Raw genomic sequence first — 16,804 nt, 5'->3', positions numbered from 1 at the left:
GGCCATGGCCCCGGTGGGGCCCCGGGGCCCCCGGGGTCAGCGGTCCGCAGTCGCCCACGATGACGCCGGCGGCGCCGAAGGGTCCGACCGGGCTGCCACCGGCACCGTCGACCGCGGCAGTGGCAGCCGCGCGCGGACGTCCGCTCCCAGCACGGCCACGTCGATCCGGCCCAGGTCCCGACGCGCCTGGGCCGGGACCGCGCACCACCGTGACCGCGTGGCCGGCTCCCGGTGCGGTTGGAGCAGACCGGCGACAAGGCCGCCCAGGATGCGCCCGGCGCGCAGGGCCTCATGTCGCCGACCGGCGACAAGCTTGCGCAGGGTGAGGACGATCAGCTGGCCGGAGTGGACGGCGAGCCAGCTCCGCCCCAGCGCAGCCCGATGGCGCCGCGCGTAGATCGCCGCGGAACGGCCGAGCTCGGCGTACATCAGGCCGGCCCGGCCGACCGTCCCCCCGCCCACATGGGACACCTGGCACCGGTCGTCGGCCCAGTACACCCGGCCACCGGCCGCGTGCAGCCGCGCGAACAGGTCGGTCTCCTCGTAGTACATCCAGTAGGACGGGTCGAATCCGCCCAGACGGAGGAAACTGGCCGTCCGGATGGCGAAGAAGGCGCCCACCGGGTAACGGAGGTCCGGCCAGCGGGCGACCGCGGCTGCCTCGCCACGCACCGCCGTGTACGTGTTCGTGCGGACGTTCGGCAGGACCGCTGTTCCCCGGCCGGGCAGACCACGCTCGCCGCGCAGCGGGAATCCCACCGCGTCGGCGCCCTCCGGCACGGACGCCAGCAGGTCAGGCAGAGTCGCGCAGGCCTCGGCCGACACCGTGATGTCGCTGTTGACGACGAGGATCCACTCGGGAACCGGTTCGCCCGGCGCCGGCTGCGCCTCACCGCTCGCCAGCGAGCCACGCACGGCGATGTTCACCGCCGTGCCGTAGCCGACGTTCCCATGCCCTTCGAACAGTCGGACCCCGGCGGGCAGGTCGTCGTGCACCGTGCCGGTCAAGTTCTCGACCAGCGACACCCGGGATCCGGAAATACCGGACAATGTCGCGAGGAGACAGGCCAACTGGGGCGACCCACCATAGGAGACAACCACTGCCAAAAAGGTGTGCATAGTCCGCCTTGAACGAAGAGGGAGGGATTCCGGGTGCTCGGACGATCCCGGCGGTGCCGAAACACTAACGTGCCCGTCTCGCTGTCACCCACAGGACAATCGGCGCGTCGCCCAGTGACTAGTTCGTATAAATCATTGGACCACTCACCGCCGGTACATGCCCGTCCCCGCACGTTACCTGTTCCCCGGCGCCCGTTTCCGGACGGAATGCAGACGGGGCGGGCGGCCCCCGGCCCGCCCGCCCCGTCATCCGGATACTCAGTGACGCTGGTCGCCGACGGGCGTCACATCGCTCTCCCTGCGCTCGCCGCCAGTCGGGCCGGGCTCGCCCTGCGGGATGCCCGTTCCGGCGGCGGGTGCCCCGGCCACCGGGCCGGCTCCAGCCACGGCGGCCGTTTCGGCGGAGGCCGCGGATCCGGCCGCCGGTCCGCCGGGTCCGCTGTCACCGTCGCCCTCCGCGGGCGGCGCCGTCGCCAGCGACCACACGATCGCACCGGTCAGGACGACCGCGATAACCATCAGGGACAGCCAGATCGGCATGTGCCAGACGTCGGTGAGCAGCATCTTGACGCCGATGAACGCGAGAATGACGGCCAGACCGGTGGCAAGGTGGTGGAACTTCTCCATCAGCCCGGAAAGCAGGAAGAACAGTGACCGAAGGCCCAGGATCGCCAGCGCGTTCGCGGTGTAGACGAGGAAGGTCTCGTTCGTCACGCCCAGCGCCGCCGGCACCGAGTCGAAGGCGAACAGGACGTCCGCGGTCTCGACCGCGACCAGGACGGCGAGCAGCGGGGTGGCCACCAACTTGCCCGCGCGCCGCAGGACGAAGTGCTGCCCCTGGTACTCGTCCGTCACCGGGATCACCTTGCGCAGCAGCTTGACCGCCCTGCTGTCCCCCGGGTCCAGGTCGACACCGTCGTCCCGGACCATCTTGAACGCGGTGTAAAGAAGGAAGGCGCCGAACAGATAGATGACGAAGTGGAAGTTGTCCAGCAGCGCGATGCCGGCCGCAATGAACAGGAAACGCAGGACGAGGGCACCCAGAACGCCGTAGAAAAGCACCCGGTGCTGGTATTCGCGTGGAACCTTGAAGTACGAGAAGATCAGCGCGAAGACGAACAGGTTGTCAACGGAGAGGCTCTTCTCCAGCAGATACGCCGCCGTGTACTCACCGGCCGCTCCCGGCCCCTGCCAGGCCCAGATCACGAATGCGAATCCGACGCCGAGCGACACCCATCCGACGCTCCACCAGGCGGCTTCCCGGAAGCCGATGACGTGGGCCTTGCGATGGGCCAGCAGGTCGATGGTCAGAAGCAGGAGCAGGCCGCCCAGGAAGGCGACCCAGGCCCAGGCTGGTACATCCACGGAATATCCTCCGAACGGGGCTTTTCATGATGATCTCGGCAGCGGTCACGCCTGGGTGCCGTGGGTGGAGCGGGAGACAGCGCCCAGTGGTGCCCGGGAAGAAGGTGTGGCCCTGGCCGGCCGGGCGCCGTTGCCGGCAGCCGGCCAGAGCAGGAGCAAGTGGGCCTTCCGGCCCGGATGGCGCCTCGAGGCAGGGACTGTGGTCGCGGCGAAACGCGGGAGAAGTCGGGTCAGCGGCGCCGACCAAAGCCAACGGAAGAGACCACACGCCCGCGTAGTGGGGCAGTGCCGAGCGCCTTGGCGATCTCACCCGGGCCCACCGTGCCGACCATCTCGGGCGTGCCGTCCGCACCGGGCGCCACAACCACGATCGCCCCGGCGGCCGGTCGCGTGGCAAGGCGGGATGTCACGCTCGCCAACGGCTCATCCGGCCGGGCGGTGGCGACATGGTCCATCGGGATGGTGACCCGGGTGACCCGGGCCAGGTTCCGGTCGTCGGCGGGAACCTGGGTCAGATCATGCAGCCGCGCCACGCCGAGAAGCGGGCCGGCGAAGTCACGGACCGCGAAGAGCGAGCGGCCCGACGGCAACGCGATCTCGTCAAGCGCGGCGGCGACGGTCTTCCAGGCCGGAAGCACCGACGGGGCGGGGACCATCACGTCCCGCACGAACACCCCGTCGAGCGCGGTGGCGGCCTTCTGCTGGGCCTGCGCCAGTCGGGAGCTGCCCAGCGCCAGCCAGCCGAGGAGCACCGCCCACAGGCCCACCAGCCCGATCAGGAAGGAGGCCACGACCCCGACGACGATCAGAGTCCAGCCGGTGACGACTCCTGCCCGCGCCACCGCCCGGGCCGCGGCGGCCTCGTCACCGGTACGCCGCATGACCCGTGCCGCGAGCATCCGACCACCAGCGCTGCGCGGTGCGGGCAACAGGTCGATGACGGTGATGAGCAGGGCGAACGTGCCGACCCACAGCGCGACCTCGCCCAGCAGTTCCAGCGTGCCGCCGGGAGCGAGCGCACCCGCGGCCACCAGGATCATCCCGGCGAGAGCTGTCACGGCCAGGCCCGCACGGGCGATGGCGCCGTCCGCGACAGCATCTCCCGACGCGGGAGTCAGCGGGTCGCGCGTCGCGGCGCCGTCAGCCACACCGACGCCCTCGGCCCGCAGGCCTCCGCCGGCGTCACGCCCGGCAGAAGCCAGGCCCAGCCGGCTCCCGAACGCGCCGACCGTGATCCCGGTGACTTTCACCCCCGCCCGGCGCGCGGCCGCGGCCCGGGCGAGATCCGCGCCCAGGAGGATCCCGACGAGAATGCCGGCACCGATCACGCCGCCGCTGAAGTAGGCGAAACCCGGCCGGTCGGGAACCGTGGCCGGCAGGGTGAGCACGGCGAGTACGACGGTCACGACCGCTACGGACACGAAAAGACCCGGGCGCACCATGATCGGCAGGCGCCGGGCGCCGCGCGGGTCGGTCTTCGTGGACATGTCGCGGGTAGATCCTTTCCCTCTCACGTCTTCACTTCCGTCCGGGCTGGTTCGCCTGCAGGGATCCGGGGGGCGGGCAGCGGGCGAGCCTGGCCACAGGGCCGGCCCGCGGGCGTCCCGGAGGGCGGACCGACGGCGACGAGGCGGGCCGATCCACTCCCGCGGAACACCTCACCCGGGCACGTCCACTGCCCTCACCAGGCTCAACGCTCAGCCTGCCCTTCGCCGTCCCGGCAGACACCGTCCGGACTCCGCGACTTTGTCTACGATTTCCTTGCCGATACTCGGCAGCCGAACGGGGGAGGTGCGACGATCAATGACCAACACGGACCGACGGCCCGGATGGCCGATCCAGCACGAGGAACAGTCCGCCGGACTGCCCGGGACGAGCCTGACCCGGCTCCCCCGGGCGGCGGTGCTGGCCGCGGCCGATGCCCGGCTCCATGCCGGTCTGCTCGGCGACTATCTGGACGTGCTCGCCTCCGCAGCGGACAGCGGCCGGCGCCTGTCACGGGCCGAACTCGACCGGTTCCGCGCCCTCGGTCAGGCCGCGGCCGAGTCCGGCGCCTCGCTGCCCGCGCTCGTCGATCTGTATCTGTCCGCGACCTGGCGGGTCTGGCCGTCACTGCCCACGGTTCGGCAGGCAGACCGGGCGGCACGCGATCTGGGCCGGGCCCTGCCGGCGTCACTCGACCGGCGGCCACCCCCCGACTCGGACCCGGGCTCGGCAGCCGCCTGGGGATCGGGTTCCGGCAGCGCCCCTGACTCGGGCGCCGGTTCTGACGCCGGTCCCGGTCCCGGTCTCGACGCCGATGCCGACACCGGCAGCGGCAGCGGCTCCGGCGGTTCGGCGGCCGGGCGGCAGACGGCAGGCGTCGACGGGCCCCCGCCGGCCGGCACACATCTGCGGGAGGCGATCGGCGGTATCACTGTCGGGGCCGTCTCGCGGACCCGCGCGGCGGCGTCCGCGGTGCTGCGGGCCAGCGACGACACGGTCGCGGCGGTCTGCGAGGGCTACGAGCGGGCCCGGACGGCCCGCGCCCGCTCCGAGGAGGCGATGCGACGTGAGCTGGTCGACGACCTGCTGACCGGAACGTCCGAGCTGGGACCGTTGCTGGAGCGGGCCGTCGCGTTCGGCCTGCGGCTGGAGGCGCCCCACGTCGTGCTCGTCGCGTCGGGGAGCAGACGGTTCCTGGATGGCCGCGCCGTCGTCCGGGCGGTGGAGGAGTCACTGCGCGAGCACTGCGCCACCGAGCCACTGGTCGCGACCAAGGACGGGCTGCTCGTCTGCGTCGTGCCACAGGAGACCGACCTGACGCTGCCTCTCGCCCCGGACGGCCAAGGAGCCGGCCCCGGCGCGGTCGCGGAGGGCGGGCAACCGTCCCGGGATCCAGCCCCGGAGCCGGGCCTGGATCCGGGGCCGGAGCCTGGGGCGGCTCCGGGCCGGAGCCGGGCGGACGGGGGCCCCGAACATCCCGGCGCCGAGCGGGTGGCACCGGACCGGCCTGCGCCGCGGGCCCCGGCTCCGCGCGGGCGGCGCCGGATGGACCCGCCCGGGCCCGGCGACGTCGGGTTCGCCCCACTACCCGCCTTCGCCCCGACCGGTGCCATGCCAACGACCACGGTCAGAGCCATCACCCGGCGGCTCGGGGCCGAGCCGGAGCTCGTGTGGCGGCTCGGAGTCAGCCGGGCCCGCAGCGGCGTGGCCGGCGTCCGGATCGGGTACGAGGAGGCCCGCAACGCTGTCGAGCTCGCCGGGCGCATGCGCATGGACGGCCAGGTGCTCCACGCCGACGACCTGCTGATCTACAAGGTGCTGCTGCGTGACCGGGAGCCGCTGGAGGAGCTGGTCGAGACGGTCCTCAGCCCACTGCGCTCGGCGCGGGGCGGCGCGGGACCCCTGATCGAGACCCTCGACGCCTACTTCGCGACCGGCGGGGTGGCCCTCGCCGCCGCCCGGCGGCTGCACCTGTCGGTGCGGGCGTTGACCTACCGGCTGGACCGGATCCACACGTTGACACGGCACGACCCGACCTCCCCCACGGACCGCTACGTGCTCCAGACCGCCGTACTCGGCGCGCGGCTGCTCGGCTGGGAGCGAGGGCCGCGCTGACGGGTGCCGGCGGGAAACTGTCGGAGGTCTGTGGTGTTCTGGATTTCGTGAGCACAACGTTCGAACGCCCCACGACGAACATCCAACGTTCGACGGCGCCGTTCCAGGTCGTCTCGGATTTCGAGCCGTCCGGTGACCAGCCGGCGGCGATCGACGAGCTGGCCCGTCGGGTGCGGGCCGGTGAGAAGGACGTCGTGCTCCTCGGCGCGACGGGCACCGGCAAGTCGGCGACGACGGCGTGGCTGGTGGAGCGCCTGCAACGCCCGACGCTCGTCATGGCGCCGAACAAGACGCTGGCGGCCCAGCTCGCGAACGAGTTCCGGGAGCTGCTGCCGAACAACGCCGTCGAGTACTTCGTGTCGTACTACGACTACTACCAGCCCGAGGCGTACATCGCGCAGACCGACACCTACATCGAGAAGGACTCCTCGATCAACGAGGAGGTCGAGCGGCTGCGCCACTCGGCGACGATGAGCCTGCTCACCCGGCGCGATGTGGTCGTCGTGGCAAGTGTGAGCTGCATCTACGGCCTGGGCACGCCGCAGGAGTACGTCGACCGGATGGTCCGCCTGCGGGTGGGCGACGAGTTCGAGCACGAGCAGCTGCTGCGCCGTCTCGTCGACGTCCAGTACACCCGGAACGACCTCGCCTTCACCCGGGGAACGTTCCGGGTGCGGGGCGACACGGTCGAGGTGTTCCCGGTCTACGAGGAGCTCGCGATCCGCATCGAGATGTTCGGTGACGAGGTCGAGCGCCTCACCTACCTGCACCCGCTCACCGGCGACGTCGTGCGGGAGGTGGAGGAGGTCTTCGTCTTCCCCGCCACCCACTACGTCGCCGGGCCCGAGCGCATGGAGCGGGCGATCACCGGCATCGAGGCGGAGCTCACCGGGCGGCTCGCCGAGCTGGAGGGTCAGAGCAGGCTGCTGGAGGCCCAGCGGCTGCGGATGCGGACCACCTACGACATCGAGATGATGCGCCAGGTCGGCTTCTGCTCCGGCATCGAGAACTACTCCCGGCACATCGACGGCCGGGCGGCCGGAACGGCGCCGCACACGCTGCTGGACTACTTCCCCGACGACTTCCTCCTGGTCATCGACGAGTCGCATGTCACCGTCCCGCAGATCGGCGGGATGTACGAGGGCGACATGTCACGCAAGCGGAACCTGGTCGACCACGGCTTCCGGCTGCCGAGCGCGGTCGACAACCGCCCGCTGCGCTGGGAGGAGTTCCTGGAGCGGATCGGGCAGACGGTGTACCTGTCAGCCACTCCGGGCCCGTACGAGCTGGGGCGTGGCAACGGCACCGTGGAGCAGATCATCCGTCCGACGGGCCTGCTCGACCCGGAGGTCATCCTCAAGCCGACCAGGGGTCAGATCGACGATCTCGTGCACGAGATCCGGGTCCGGGCCGAGCGGGACGAGCGGATCCTCGTGACGACGCTGACCAAGAAGATGTCCGAGGATCTCACCGACTATCTGCTGGAGCTCGGCATCCGGGTCCGCTACCTGCACAGTGAGGTCGACACGCTGCGCCGGGTCGAGCTGCTGACCGATCTGCGCCGCGGCGAGTTCGACGTCCTGATCGGGATCAACCTGCTCCGCGAGGGTCTCGACCTGCCCGAGGTCTCACTGGTCGCGATCCTCGACGCGGACAAGGAGGGCTTCCTGCGCTCGGACAAGTCCCTGATCCAGACCATCGGGCGGGCCGCCCGCAACGTCTCCGGCCAGGTCCACATGTATGCCGACAAGGTGACCCCGTCGATGCGCCACGCGATCGAGGAGACGAACCGGCGCCGCGAGAAGCAGATCGCCTACAACACCGAGCGCGGGATCGACCCCCAGCCGCTGCGCAAGAAGGTCGTCGACATCCTCGACGACATGGTGCGTGAGACCGCGGGCGCGGAGATGATCGGCGGTGGTGGCCGGGCCCAGTCCCGCGGGAAGGCACCTGTCCCCGGCATGAAGTCGAAGGCGGGCGATGCGGTCGGCCGGTACGCCGCCGAACTCGCCGGCATGCCCCGTCAGGAACTGGCCCAGCTCATCCGCCAGCTCGACGACCAGATGCACGAGGCGGCCAAGGAGCTGCAGTTCGAGCTCGCGGCCCGCCTCCGCGACGAGATCAACGAACTGAAGAAGGAGCTGCGCGGGATGGACGCTGCGGGCATCGCCTGACCGTCCCGGCCCCGCGCTGCCCCCGGCGGCGACAGGCCCGCCCGGCGTCAGGGTCAGCCGGCGCGGCGAGCACTCACCTCGAGGCGGACATAGTCGATGGCGGGCTCGGGCAGGCGCCGCGCCACCTCGTGGACGAGTGCCGCCCGCTCGTCCTGTCCCAGCCGGGCCAGGTGTGCTCCGAGCACGACGGTCTCCAGGTAGTCGTGCAGTGCCGCGGGTTCGGCGAAGTACGCCCTGTCCGGGCGCAGGCGTGCGTCGACGTCGACGAAGCCGGCGGCTTCGAGGTGTTCGCGGGTCGCGGCCGGGCCGGCGAACGTCCAGACGTCCGGAAGGTCACCGAGGATCTGACGCAGCACCGCCTCGACGGTGGCGATGTTGCCCTGGCCCCCGCAGTCGACCGACAGCCGCCCCCCGGGCCGCAGCACCGCAGCGAGGTTGCCGAACACCCGCCGGTGGTCGTCGATCCAGTGCAGCGCCGCCACGCTCATCACGGCGTCCACCGGTTCGGTGATGGGCAGCGGGTCGCGCAGGTCGGCGGCGACCACGGTCAGGCGCTCCCCCGCGTCGGGCAGCCGTGCGCGGAGCCGCTCCAGCATGGAGGCCGAGGCGTCCACGGCGACCACCCGCCCCCGGGGCAGCGCGTCCAGCAACGCGGTGGTGTCCCGACCGGTGCCGCAGCCGGCGTCCACGACCGTCTCCCCGCCGGTCAGGGAGAGCCGGGCGACGGTGCGCCGGCCCCACAGTTCGTGCGGCAGCGCAAGGGTGTCGTAGGTCTCCGCGTCCCATTCCCAGGCCATGGTCTGACAGTAGGCGGACCGACCGGGCCCGCCGAAAAGGCTCAGGCCCCGGGCTGTGAACCCGTGGCCGTGCCACCGGCGGCTGTGCCACCGGCGGTGTCGCGGCGGCGGAGCAGCTCCTGCCAGACCTCCGCCACCCGGGCCTGCAGGTCGTCGAGCGTGCCGCTGTTGTCGACGAGGATGTCGGCGACCGCCCGGCGCTGTTCGTCGGTGGCCTGGGCTGCCATCCGGGCCTCGGCCTGGTCCGCGGGGAGGCCGCGCCGGGCCAGCCGCTCGAGGCGGAGCTCCCGCGGCGTCTCGACGACCACGATCAGGTCGTAGCCGGGGCGCCGGCTCGACTCGACGAGCAGGGGAACGTCGTGGATGACGACGGCGTCGGCCGGCGCGGCGGCGATCCGCCGGGCCATCTCCGCCCGGATCAACGGGTGTGTGATCGCCTCCAGGCGGCGGCGGCTCTTCTCGTCGGCGAAGACCACCCGGCCCAGCGCCTCCCGGTCGAGCGATCCGTCCGGGGTGAGCACGTCCGGCCCGAACGCCTCCGCCACGGCGGCCAGCCCGCTGCTGCCGGGCTCGACAACCTCGCGGGCGATGCGGTCCGCGTCCACGAGATGGGCGCCATGCCGCACCAGACATTCCGACACCGCGCTCTTGCCCGACCCGATTCCGCCCGTAAGTCCCACCATCAGCACGAGCCAGAGTGTGCCAGGGCGCCGCCGCAGGAGCTCCCCGGGTTCACACACCCGGCCCCGCCGGTGCGCTCGACGGTGCTGATCGGGCGGGCAGACTGAACGGGTGGAGGCCACCCGTTCCGGCGCGCGCCGGTCGGTGCTGGCCCGGTTGTGGCCGACGATGCTCACCGGGGGCCTGTTGGGCGCCGGGGTGACGGGCCTGGTGTTCCTGCCCTCGCTCGCGGCGTCCGCGCCGCTGCTGCTCATCGCGCTGCGGCCGACCATCTCCGTGCTGGTGCTGGTCGGCGGCCAGGTCGCCTTCGTCCCGGCGCTGCTGGTCGCCACGGTGTTCCGGGCCCTGCTGGATGTCGGCTACTTCGGCCTCGCGCGCTACAACGTCCGGTCGCTGCTGCTGCGGCGGGTCGGTACCAGCCGGCTGGTCGCCGCGCTGGCGCGGCGGTCGGCACAGCGGGGGCTGCTGTGGTTCTGCCTCGTGAACACCAATCTGGCGGTGGACGCGGCACTGGGTGCCGGGGCGGTGCCGATGCGACGGTTCCTGCGGTTCCTGATTCCCGGCTCGGCGCTGTCGTCCGCGCTCTACCTGGCGGCCGGGAGCAGTCTGGCGCCCTGGACACGCGAGGTGGTCCGCTGGCTCGACGAACACGCCAGCATGCTGATGCTCGGCGCGATCGGCCTCGCCGCGCTGCAGGCCGCCACGCTGCTCGCCGCCCGCCGGGTGAGGGCTGCCCGGCGGGTGCGGGCCGCCCGCCAGGCCCGCGATCCGCGGCAGTGTTCTCAGTATTCACAAACGGCTGACGATAGCTCCATACAAGACAGCGAAACACCACAGAAAATATTGCAGTCAGGTAAATCCGAATCTTCTGTGCGGGTCAACCCACCGGACTGGGCGTAAACGGTTGTGAACGCCCAGGAACTCCGCCGCCACCGTGCGCCGGACTCGGAGAGGTGGCTCACCTGGTGTTTCGGACGCGGTTTGTCGGTGCAGCCCTGATGACGGTCACCGGAGTGCTCGTGGCGCTGGTGGGCGCCTGTGCCGCCGGCGGTTCCGCCCGCGACGGCACCGCGCAGGCCGCGCGCGGCTGCGCCCCGGGTGTCACCGACAATCGCGTGACGGTCGGCGTCCTGTTCCCGGACAGCGGGCCGATGGCGGCGCAGTACACCGGATTCCGGTCCGGTGTGGAGGCACGGCTCGCCCAGGAGAACGCGGGCGGTGGCGTCGGCGGCCGCCTGATCGGGACGGTCTGGCGCGACGACGAGTCCAGTCCCGGCGTGAACCTGCGGGCGGCGAAGGATCTCGTCGCCGACGGAGCGTTCGCGGTGCTCGAGGGCACGATGGTCTCCGAGCGGTCGGCGCCGTGGCTCGGCGAGCAGGGCGTTCCCGTGCTGGGGGTGGCCGACCAGCCGCTGTGGGGCGAGCACCCGAACATGTTCGCCGCCGGCTCGGTCGCCGCGGGCGCGGGCGCGTCGAGCGCGCTGGGCCGGTTCGTCGGTTCCCAGGGCGGCACCCGGGCGGCGCTGCTGGTGACCGGGTCCGACCAGGCCTCCCGGTTCTTCGCCGCGAGTGCCCGGTCGAGCCTGGAGGCCGCGGGTGTCCCCGTGGTCTTCGAGTCCGCGGTCGACAGCCTGTCCGCGGAGCGGGTCGGCTCGCGGATCCTGGCGGCCGGTGCGGACACACTGATCGCGGCCACCCCGCTGGACGCCTACACCGGGGTCCTGATCACCGCCGCCGAGCTGGGCCGGCCGTTCACCGTCGCGCTGTCCCCGTTCGGCTACGACATGAGCCGGCTGCCGCCCGGGCTCCGGCAGGCACTGGCCGGCACCTACGCCGGCGTGCCCTTCACCGCGTTCGAGCGCGATCTGCCCGCGCACCAGGCGTACCTGTCGGCGATGTCCCGGTATGCCCCTCAGCTCGCCGAGCCGCGCCTGCAGAGCGCCATGAACGGCTGGATCAGCGCCGACCTGTTCGTCCGCGGCCTGCGGACCCAGCAGGGCTGCCCGAGCCGAGCCGGCTTCGTCCGCGGGCTGGGCGCGGTCACCGACTACGACGCGGGCGGCCTGCTGGCCCGGAAGATCGACTTCACCGTCGGGCGGGGGTGGGCGGACCTGTGCGTCGACTTCGTCCGGGCATCCTGGGCCGGAGTGGGCTTTGACGTGTTCTCACCGGGTCCGACGTGCGAGGGCACCGCAGCGATGCAGTGACGAGGGGGACACAAAGAACAGTCTGGACATCAGATCACGCGGCGGCGAAGGTCGGTGGCGGGGGGTCACACCCACCCGGGAGTACCCGAATGTGACGAACAGTCACCGATGAGGAGCCACCGATGAGCGGTCACCGTCGCTGCGCGCCCTGTGCCGTGCCGCCGCACGTGCTGGAGCGCATCGCACGGAACGGGAACGACGACCAGCGCGCGCGGGCCCTGGCCACCCTGGCCCAGGACACGTCCCACCGCACGGTCCGGGTGCACAACGCGTTTCTGCGCTCGGCGCAGCGCACGGCGACGCCGCCTCGGCTGACGCCGACCAGCGGGCCGCGCCGCACGATCGGCGACGCCAAGAGCACGGAGGACCTGCCGGGCACGACGGTCTGTGTCGAGGGCGACGGGCCCGTCGAGGACGTCACCGTCAACGAGGCGTACGACGGCCTCGGCGCCACGTTCGAGTTCTTCCGTTCGGCCTACGGCCGGGACTCCGTCGACGACGACGGCATGGCACTGCTCGCCACCGTCCACTACGGGGAGCACTACGAGAACGCCTTCTGGAACGGGCGGCAGATGGTCTTCGGAGACGGTGACGGCGAGCTGTTCAACCGGTTCACCGTCTCGTTGGACATCATCGGTCACGAACTCGCCCACGGCGTCACCGAGGACGAGGCGCAGCTGATGTACCTGAACCAGTCCGGCGCCCTCAACGAGTCGATCAGCGACGTCTTCGGCTCGCTGGTGAAGCAGCACCTGCACGGCGAGACCGCGGCGGAGGCGGACTGGCTCATCGGTGCGGGCCTGCTCACCGACGCGGTGCAGGGGGTGGCGCTGCGTTCCCTGAAGGAGCCCGGGACAGCCTACGACGACCCGGTGCTCGGCGACGACATCCAGCCGGCGCACATGGACGGCTACGTCCGCACCACCACGGACAACGGCGGTGTGCACATCAATTCGGGCATCCCGAACAAGGCGTTCTACAACGCGGCGATCGCGCTCGGCGGGCACGCCTGGGAGCGCGCGGGGAGGATCTGGTACGAGGCGCTGCGGGCCCCTCAGCTGCGGCCGAACGCCACGTTCCGCTCGTTCGCCACCGCCACCACCCGCCAGGCGCAGGTGCTGTTCGGGGCGGAGGAGACCCGGGCCGTGCGGGAGGCGTGGGCCGCGGTCGGCGTGACCGCCTGAAAGCGTTCAGACGCCGGCCGACGTGGCCGTCATCGGGGCGCCCGCGCCGTTGCGGGCGTCCCGGGCGGCCGCCATGGCCAGCGCCTGGTTCTCCGCCTCGATGAGGGCGGTGCTCAACGGCTCGTTGCTCCCGGTGATGGAGATGCCGACGGCCAGGGGGGCGGGCGACTCCTGCCCCCAGGCCCGGCGCAGCGCGGCGACGGCGGTCTCGGCGCCTTCACGCCCGCCGGTCGGAATCGCCATCACGAACTGCCGGTCCGCCCAGCGGGCCAGGTGCTCCGGGTCGTCGGCGACAGCCCGCAGATCGGTCGCGAACTGGGTGAGTCCCTGATCGGGTGCCGTGCCGGCGGCGGCGCCCGGCGGCGGCCGGCCCGACCGGGGCAGGTCGAACAGGCAGACGGCGGTGCCGGAGGGCAGATGCCCGAGCGTGGGCAGGAACGCGGAGCGGGTGGCGAGGCCGGTCGCGCTGTCGGTCTCGAACGACCGACCGGGGCAGTCGACCGCCAGCATGCGCCCGAGGGCGTGGCCCGCCTGGCCGCCGAGCAGGGTCAGCACCTTGTCGAGCGCGGTGTCGATCACCGGAATCGGCCGGGACCATCGCATGCACAACGCGCCGGCCACCCCGCCGGCGCCCGGGAGCGGCATGATGAGGACCGAGGCGACGTGGCTGCGGCGGGCCAGGTCGGTGTTGAAGCCGGTGTAGGAGTAGGCGTCCGGCACGAACAGGGGGCGCAGTGTCCGCAGCACCTGCCCGACGACGGTTCGCTCGTCCTTCCGGAACTTCTGCCCCGGCCGGATGATGGCCTCGGCGCCGGGTGCGACGGACGACTCGACGGCGGTGAACTCGGCCGATCCCGCGCTGTCCGCCACCAGGACGTTGGCGACGTCCGCTCCGGACATGTGCCGCGCCGTGTCCGTGATCAGGGAGGCCGCGGCGTGGACCTCGCCCCGGTGGTCGAGCTGGTCCAGCGCATGGGTGGTGTCCGTCACCAGCTCCAGCAGGACACACTCCCGGCGGGTGTCCATCATGACCATGGCGTGTCGGGCGAGGCTTTCCAGGGCCTCCCGCTGCCCCGGGGTGAGCCGCCTCGGGATGCGGTCACTGATCGTGATCGCGCCGATCGCATGCCCGTCGGACGTTCGCACCGGCACGCCCGCGACGAAGCGCACGATCCGGTGCCGGTAGGCCTTGGCGCCGTGCGCGAACCGGGGGTCGAGCGTGGCATCCGGGACCTCGACCAGCTCACCGGCCGCGACCGAGTGCGAACCCACGCCGACCCGGGCCGGAACGTCCTGCGTCTGGTGGCCGAACCGGCCGAGGTAGATCTCGGAGTCGGCGCTGACCATGATGATCGACCCGACGTCGCAGCCGGTCATCGCGGCCGCGAGCGCCGCGACGTCGTCCAGGCGGTAGCTGTGCGGACGGAAGGCGATCTCGTAGCGGCGCACCGCGGCGATCCGCGCGGCCTCCTGCTGGGCGAGCGGCGCCAGAATACCGAACCGCTGCGTCTGCGCCAGCGTGAAGAGGGTCCTGTCGGGCTGATGCGGCTGGTGCGGCTCTGCTGCTCCACCCGTCGCTGCTCCGGGCCCGGCGGTGGTCTCGGGCCGGCCGGCGGTGGCCGCCGTCGATCCGTCTGGCACCGGCCCGCCTGATCCCGATCCGTTCGGCGCCGATCCGACGGGAAGCTCCCCGCCGGGAGGCGGGCCCGTCGCCGTGGGCTCCGATCCCACCCGGTGTACCCCGGCGGAACCGGGCCCGCCCCGTCGGTCGGGACCCGGGCCTGTCGCCGGGCGGTCCGTCCTCGCCGCGCGGACGGCGAGGAGGTCCTCCAGCCGGGACGGCGGCCGTGGCCGCGAGATCACGTCGCCCTGCAGGATGTCGCAGCCGAGCTCGCTCATCATCCGCAGCGTCCGCTCGTCCTCGACGCCCTCGCCGACGACCCGCAGCCCGAGCCGGTGCCCGAGGTCGAGGACGGACCGGACGATGGCGGCGTCCTGCAGGCTCCCGCGGATGTCCGCGACGAACCCGCGGTCGATCTTGACCTCGTCGAACGGAAGCGCCTTGAGGATCTCCATCGAGCTGTAGCCGGTACCGAAGTCGTCCAGCGCGAGCTTGACGCCCTTGCTGCGCAGTTCCCGCAGCATCGCCGCCGCCCGGCCGGGCTGGGTCACCAGGGCGCTCTCGGTGATCTCCAGGGTGAGCATGTCGGGCGGGAGGTGGTGCCGCGCCAGGCTTGTGGTGACCAGGTCGGGCAGGTCGTCCAGGATGAGCATGCGAGCTGACAGGTTGACCGAGACCGGTACGTGCAGGCCCCGCGCGGCCCAGTCGGCGCACTGACGCAGCGCCTCGTCCAGCACCCACCGGGTCATGTCGCCGATGAGCGCCGACCGTTCGGCGATCGGCAGGAACGCACCGGGCGGGAGCAGGCCGCGGGTGGGGTGCCGCCACCGAACCAGAGCCTCGACCCCGACGATCTGGCCGGTCGCGGCGGACTGCAGCGGCTGGTAGTAGACGAGGAGCTCGTTGTGGGCGATGGCTGCCCGCAGCTCCGCGTACAGGGAGATCTCCCAGGAGCGCACGCCGGCGATGCCGACGTCCCAGAGACCGACCCGTTCGCCCTGTCGTTTCGCCCGCGACAGCGCGACGTCGGCGCACGGGAGCAGCGCGGCGGCCGTCTCGCCGTCCCGCGGCGCGAGGGCCAGCCCGGCGCTGGCCTCGACCCCGACGTTGATGCCGCGCACCTCGAAGGGGCCTTCCACCTGACTCAGCACCGAGCTGCCGAGGTCGCGCAGAAGACGGTCCCGGCCCGGTGGCTGGCGCGCGCCGTCGTCCGGGGCGCCGATGGGATCGCCGGTGCCGGCAGGGCAGGAGATGACCAGCGCGAACTCGTCGCTGCCGAGCCGGCCGACGAAGGCCGGGCGCGGTCGCACCCTGGTCAGCGCACGCGCGAACTGACGCAGCAGCTCGTCACCGCCCTCGTGCCCGAGCGCGTCGTTGACCTCCCGGAAACGGTTGATGTCGAGCAGGAGGAAGACGACCTCCTCGCCGCGCTCGCGGGCCCGGGCGATCGCCGGATCGGCGACGCTGGCCAGCCCGCTGCGAGCGACCAGCGAGGTCAGCGGGTCGGAGAAGGCCTGCTGATGGCCCCACCGGAACAGACCGGACATGACCAGGCAGCCGCAGACGGAGCTGACCACCGCCGCGACCAGCAGCGGCGCGGGATCAGCGAGATCCGGGTTCGCCCATGCGGCGAGGACCATGACGAGTGCTATCCACGCGGCCAGCGCCAACGTCGAGCAGAGCCGGAGCATGCCGCAGAACGCCGCGAGCCACGGGAACCAGAGCAGGAACAGCTCGCAGCCCTGGCCCGGCCCGGCGTTCGCCGCGGCCAGACCGAGGCCGGCGGTCATCGACGCTCCGGACAGCAGCGGGAGCCACTCCCACTCGTCCTGGTGCTCGGTGAGCGGTCGCAGCAGGCCGACATTGGCAAGCCCGATGGCCAACGCCGCCCACGATCCGGGCCGCAGGAAACCCGGCGAGGCCGGGACCAGGACGGTGATCAGGAAGAATCCCGCCAGGCCGAGAACCAGGACCGTGAGCAGCCGGCGGCGATCGACGATGATCGGGCCGCTGATCACGGGCTGGTTTCCCCTTTCCCTGCCGCGACGGATCACGG

11 protein-coding genes are annotated in these 16,804 nt (G+C 72.2%); 5 read left to right on the top strand and 6 right to left on the bottom strand.

Annotation, left to right across the window (positions count from 1 at the left end; genetic code table 11):
• Positions 1–36 precede the first annotated feature (36 nt).
• From B207_RS36330 to B207_RS0129755, 3 genes are all read right to left on the bottom strand, one after another.
• Positions 37–1,119, bottom strand: a complete 1,083-nt coding sequence (locus B207_RS36330; protein WP_051102718.1) for a glycosyltransferase family 2 protein — start codon at positions 1,117–1,119, stop codon at positions 37–39.
• 258 nt (positions 1,120–1,377) lie between these two features.
• Positions 1,378–2,484: a TerC family protein gene (locus tag B207_RS0129760; protein WP_018640347.1), complete on the bottom strand. Its 1,107-nt coding sequence runs from the start codon at positions 2,482–2,484 to the stop codon at positions 1,378–1,380.
• Between the two features lie 230 nt (positions 2,485–2,714).
• On the bottom strand, positions 2,715–3,971 hold the full coding sequence (locus B207_RS0129755) for a zinc metalloprotease (protein WP_018640346.1): 1,257 nt from the start codon (positions 3,969–3,971) through the stop codon (positions 2,715–2,717).
• 316 nt (positions 3,972–4,287) lie between these two features.
• Here B207_RS0129755 and B207_RS40900 point away from each other — a divergent pair, with 316 nt between their 5' ends.
• Positions 4,288–6,084, top strand: coding sequence for a PucR family transcriptional regulator (locus B207_RS40900; protein ID WP_018640345.1), 1,797 nt, complete (start codon positions 4,288–4,290; stop codon positions 6,082–6,084).
• Positions 6,085–6,131: 47 nt separating this feature from the next.
• On the top strand, positions 6,132–8,258 hold the full coding sequence (gene uvrB / locus B207_RS0129745) for an excinuclease ABC subunit UvrB (RefSeq protein ID WP_018640344.1): 2,127 nt from the start codon (positions 6,132–6,134) through the stop codon (positions 8,256–8,258).
• Between the two features lie 53 nt (positions 8,259–8,311).
• Here the strand turns inward: uvrB and B207_RS0129740 are convergent, their stop codons facing one another.
• Both B207_RS0129740 and coaE read right to left on the bottom strand, forming a co-directional pair.
• Entirely contained in the window at positions 8,312–9,055 is a 744-nt protein-coding gene (locus tag B207_RS0129740) for a class I SAM-dependent methyltransferase (protein WP_018640343.1), read from the bottom strand.
• Between the two features lie 41 nt (positions 9,056–9,096).
• Entirely contained in the window at positions 9,097–9,738 is a 642-nt protein-coding gene (gene coaE / locus B207_RS0129735; protein ID WP_035743004.1) for a dephospho-CoA kinase, read from the bottom strand.
• 109 nt (positions 9,739–9,847) lie between these two features.
• Here coaE and B207_RS0129730 point away from each other — a divergent pair, with 109 nt between their 5' ends.
• The 3 genes from B207_RS0129730 to B207_RS0129720 all read left to right on the top strand — a co-directional run bounded on the left by B207_RS0129730 (position 9,848) and on the right by B207_RS0129720 (position 13,127).
• Positions 9,848–10,636 carry a hypothetical protein gene (locus B207_RS0129730; RefSeq protein ID WP_018640341.1) on the top strand — a complete coding sequence of 263 codons (789 nt, stop codon included), beginning with the start codon at positions 9,848–9,850 and terminating at the stop codon, positions 10,634–10,636.
• A 98-nt stretch (positions 10,637–10,734) separates the two neighbouring features.
• Positions 10,735–11,943, top strand: coding sequence for an ABC transporter substrate-binding protein (locus B207_RS0129725; protein ID WP_063820987.1), 1,209 nt, complete (start codon positions 10,735–10,737; stop codon positions 11,941–11,943).
• 122 nt (positions 11,944–12,065) lie between these two features.
• Complete coding sequence (locus B207_RS0129720; protein WP_026311577.1) at positions 12,066–13,127, top strand: M4 family metallopeptidase; 1,062 nt, start codon at positions 12,066–12,068, stop codon at positions 13,125–13,127.
• 6 nt (positions 13,128–13,133) lie between these two features.
• On the opposite strand, the gene B207_RS0129715 is transcribed toward B207_RS0129720, so the two are convergent.
• Entirely contained in the window at positions 13,134–16,766 is a 3,633-nt protein-coding gene (locus B207_RS0129715) for an EAL domain-containing protein (protein ID WP_018640338.1), read from the bottom strand.
• Positions 16,767–16,804: the final 38 nt, after the last annotated feature.

This window comes from Parafrankia elaeagni, from assembly GCF_000374165.1.
GTDB lineage: Bacteria > Actinomycetota > Actinomycetes > Frankiales > Frankiaceae > Parafrankia > Parafrankia elaeagni.
The sequence above is the reverse complement of the archived record's forward strand: the minus strand, read 5'-3'. Positions and strand labels throughout refer to the sequence as shown.

What these genes read in the sequence shown, in the direction of transcription:
- B207_RS0129720 (WP_026311577.1), top strand. Translation starts at nt 12,066, where the DNA reads ATGAGCGGTCACCGTCGCTGCGCGCCCTGTGCCGTGCCGCCGCACGTG.
- B207_RS40900 (WP_018640345.1), top strand. Translation starts at nt 4,288, where the DNA reads ATGACCAACACGGACCGACGGCCCGGATGGCCGATCCAGCACGAGGAA.
- coaE (WP_035743004.1), bottom strand. Translation starts at nt 9,738, where the DNA reads ATGGTGGGACTTACGGGCGGAATCGGGTCGGGCAAGAGCGCGGTGTCG.
- B207_RS0129740 (WP_018640343.1), bottom strand. Translation starts at nt 9,055, where the DNA reads ATGGCCTGGGAATGGGACGCGGAGACCTACGACACCCTTGCGCTGCCG.
- B207_RS36330 (WP_051102718.1), bottom strand. Translation starts at nt 1,119, where the DNA reads ATGCACACCTTTTTGGCAGTGGTTGTCTCCTATGGTGGGTCGCCCCAG.
- B207_RS0129725 (WP_063820987.1), top strand. Translation starts at nt 10,735, where the DNA reads ATGACGGTCACCGGAGTGCTCGTGGCGCTGGTGGGCGCCTGTGCCGCC.
- B207_RS0129755 (WP_018640346.1), bottom strand. Translation starts at nt 3,971, where the DNA reads ATGTCCACGAAGACCGACCCGCGCGGCGCCCGGCGCCTGCCGATCATG.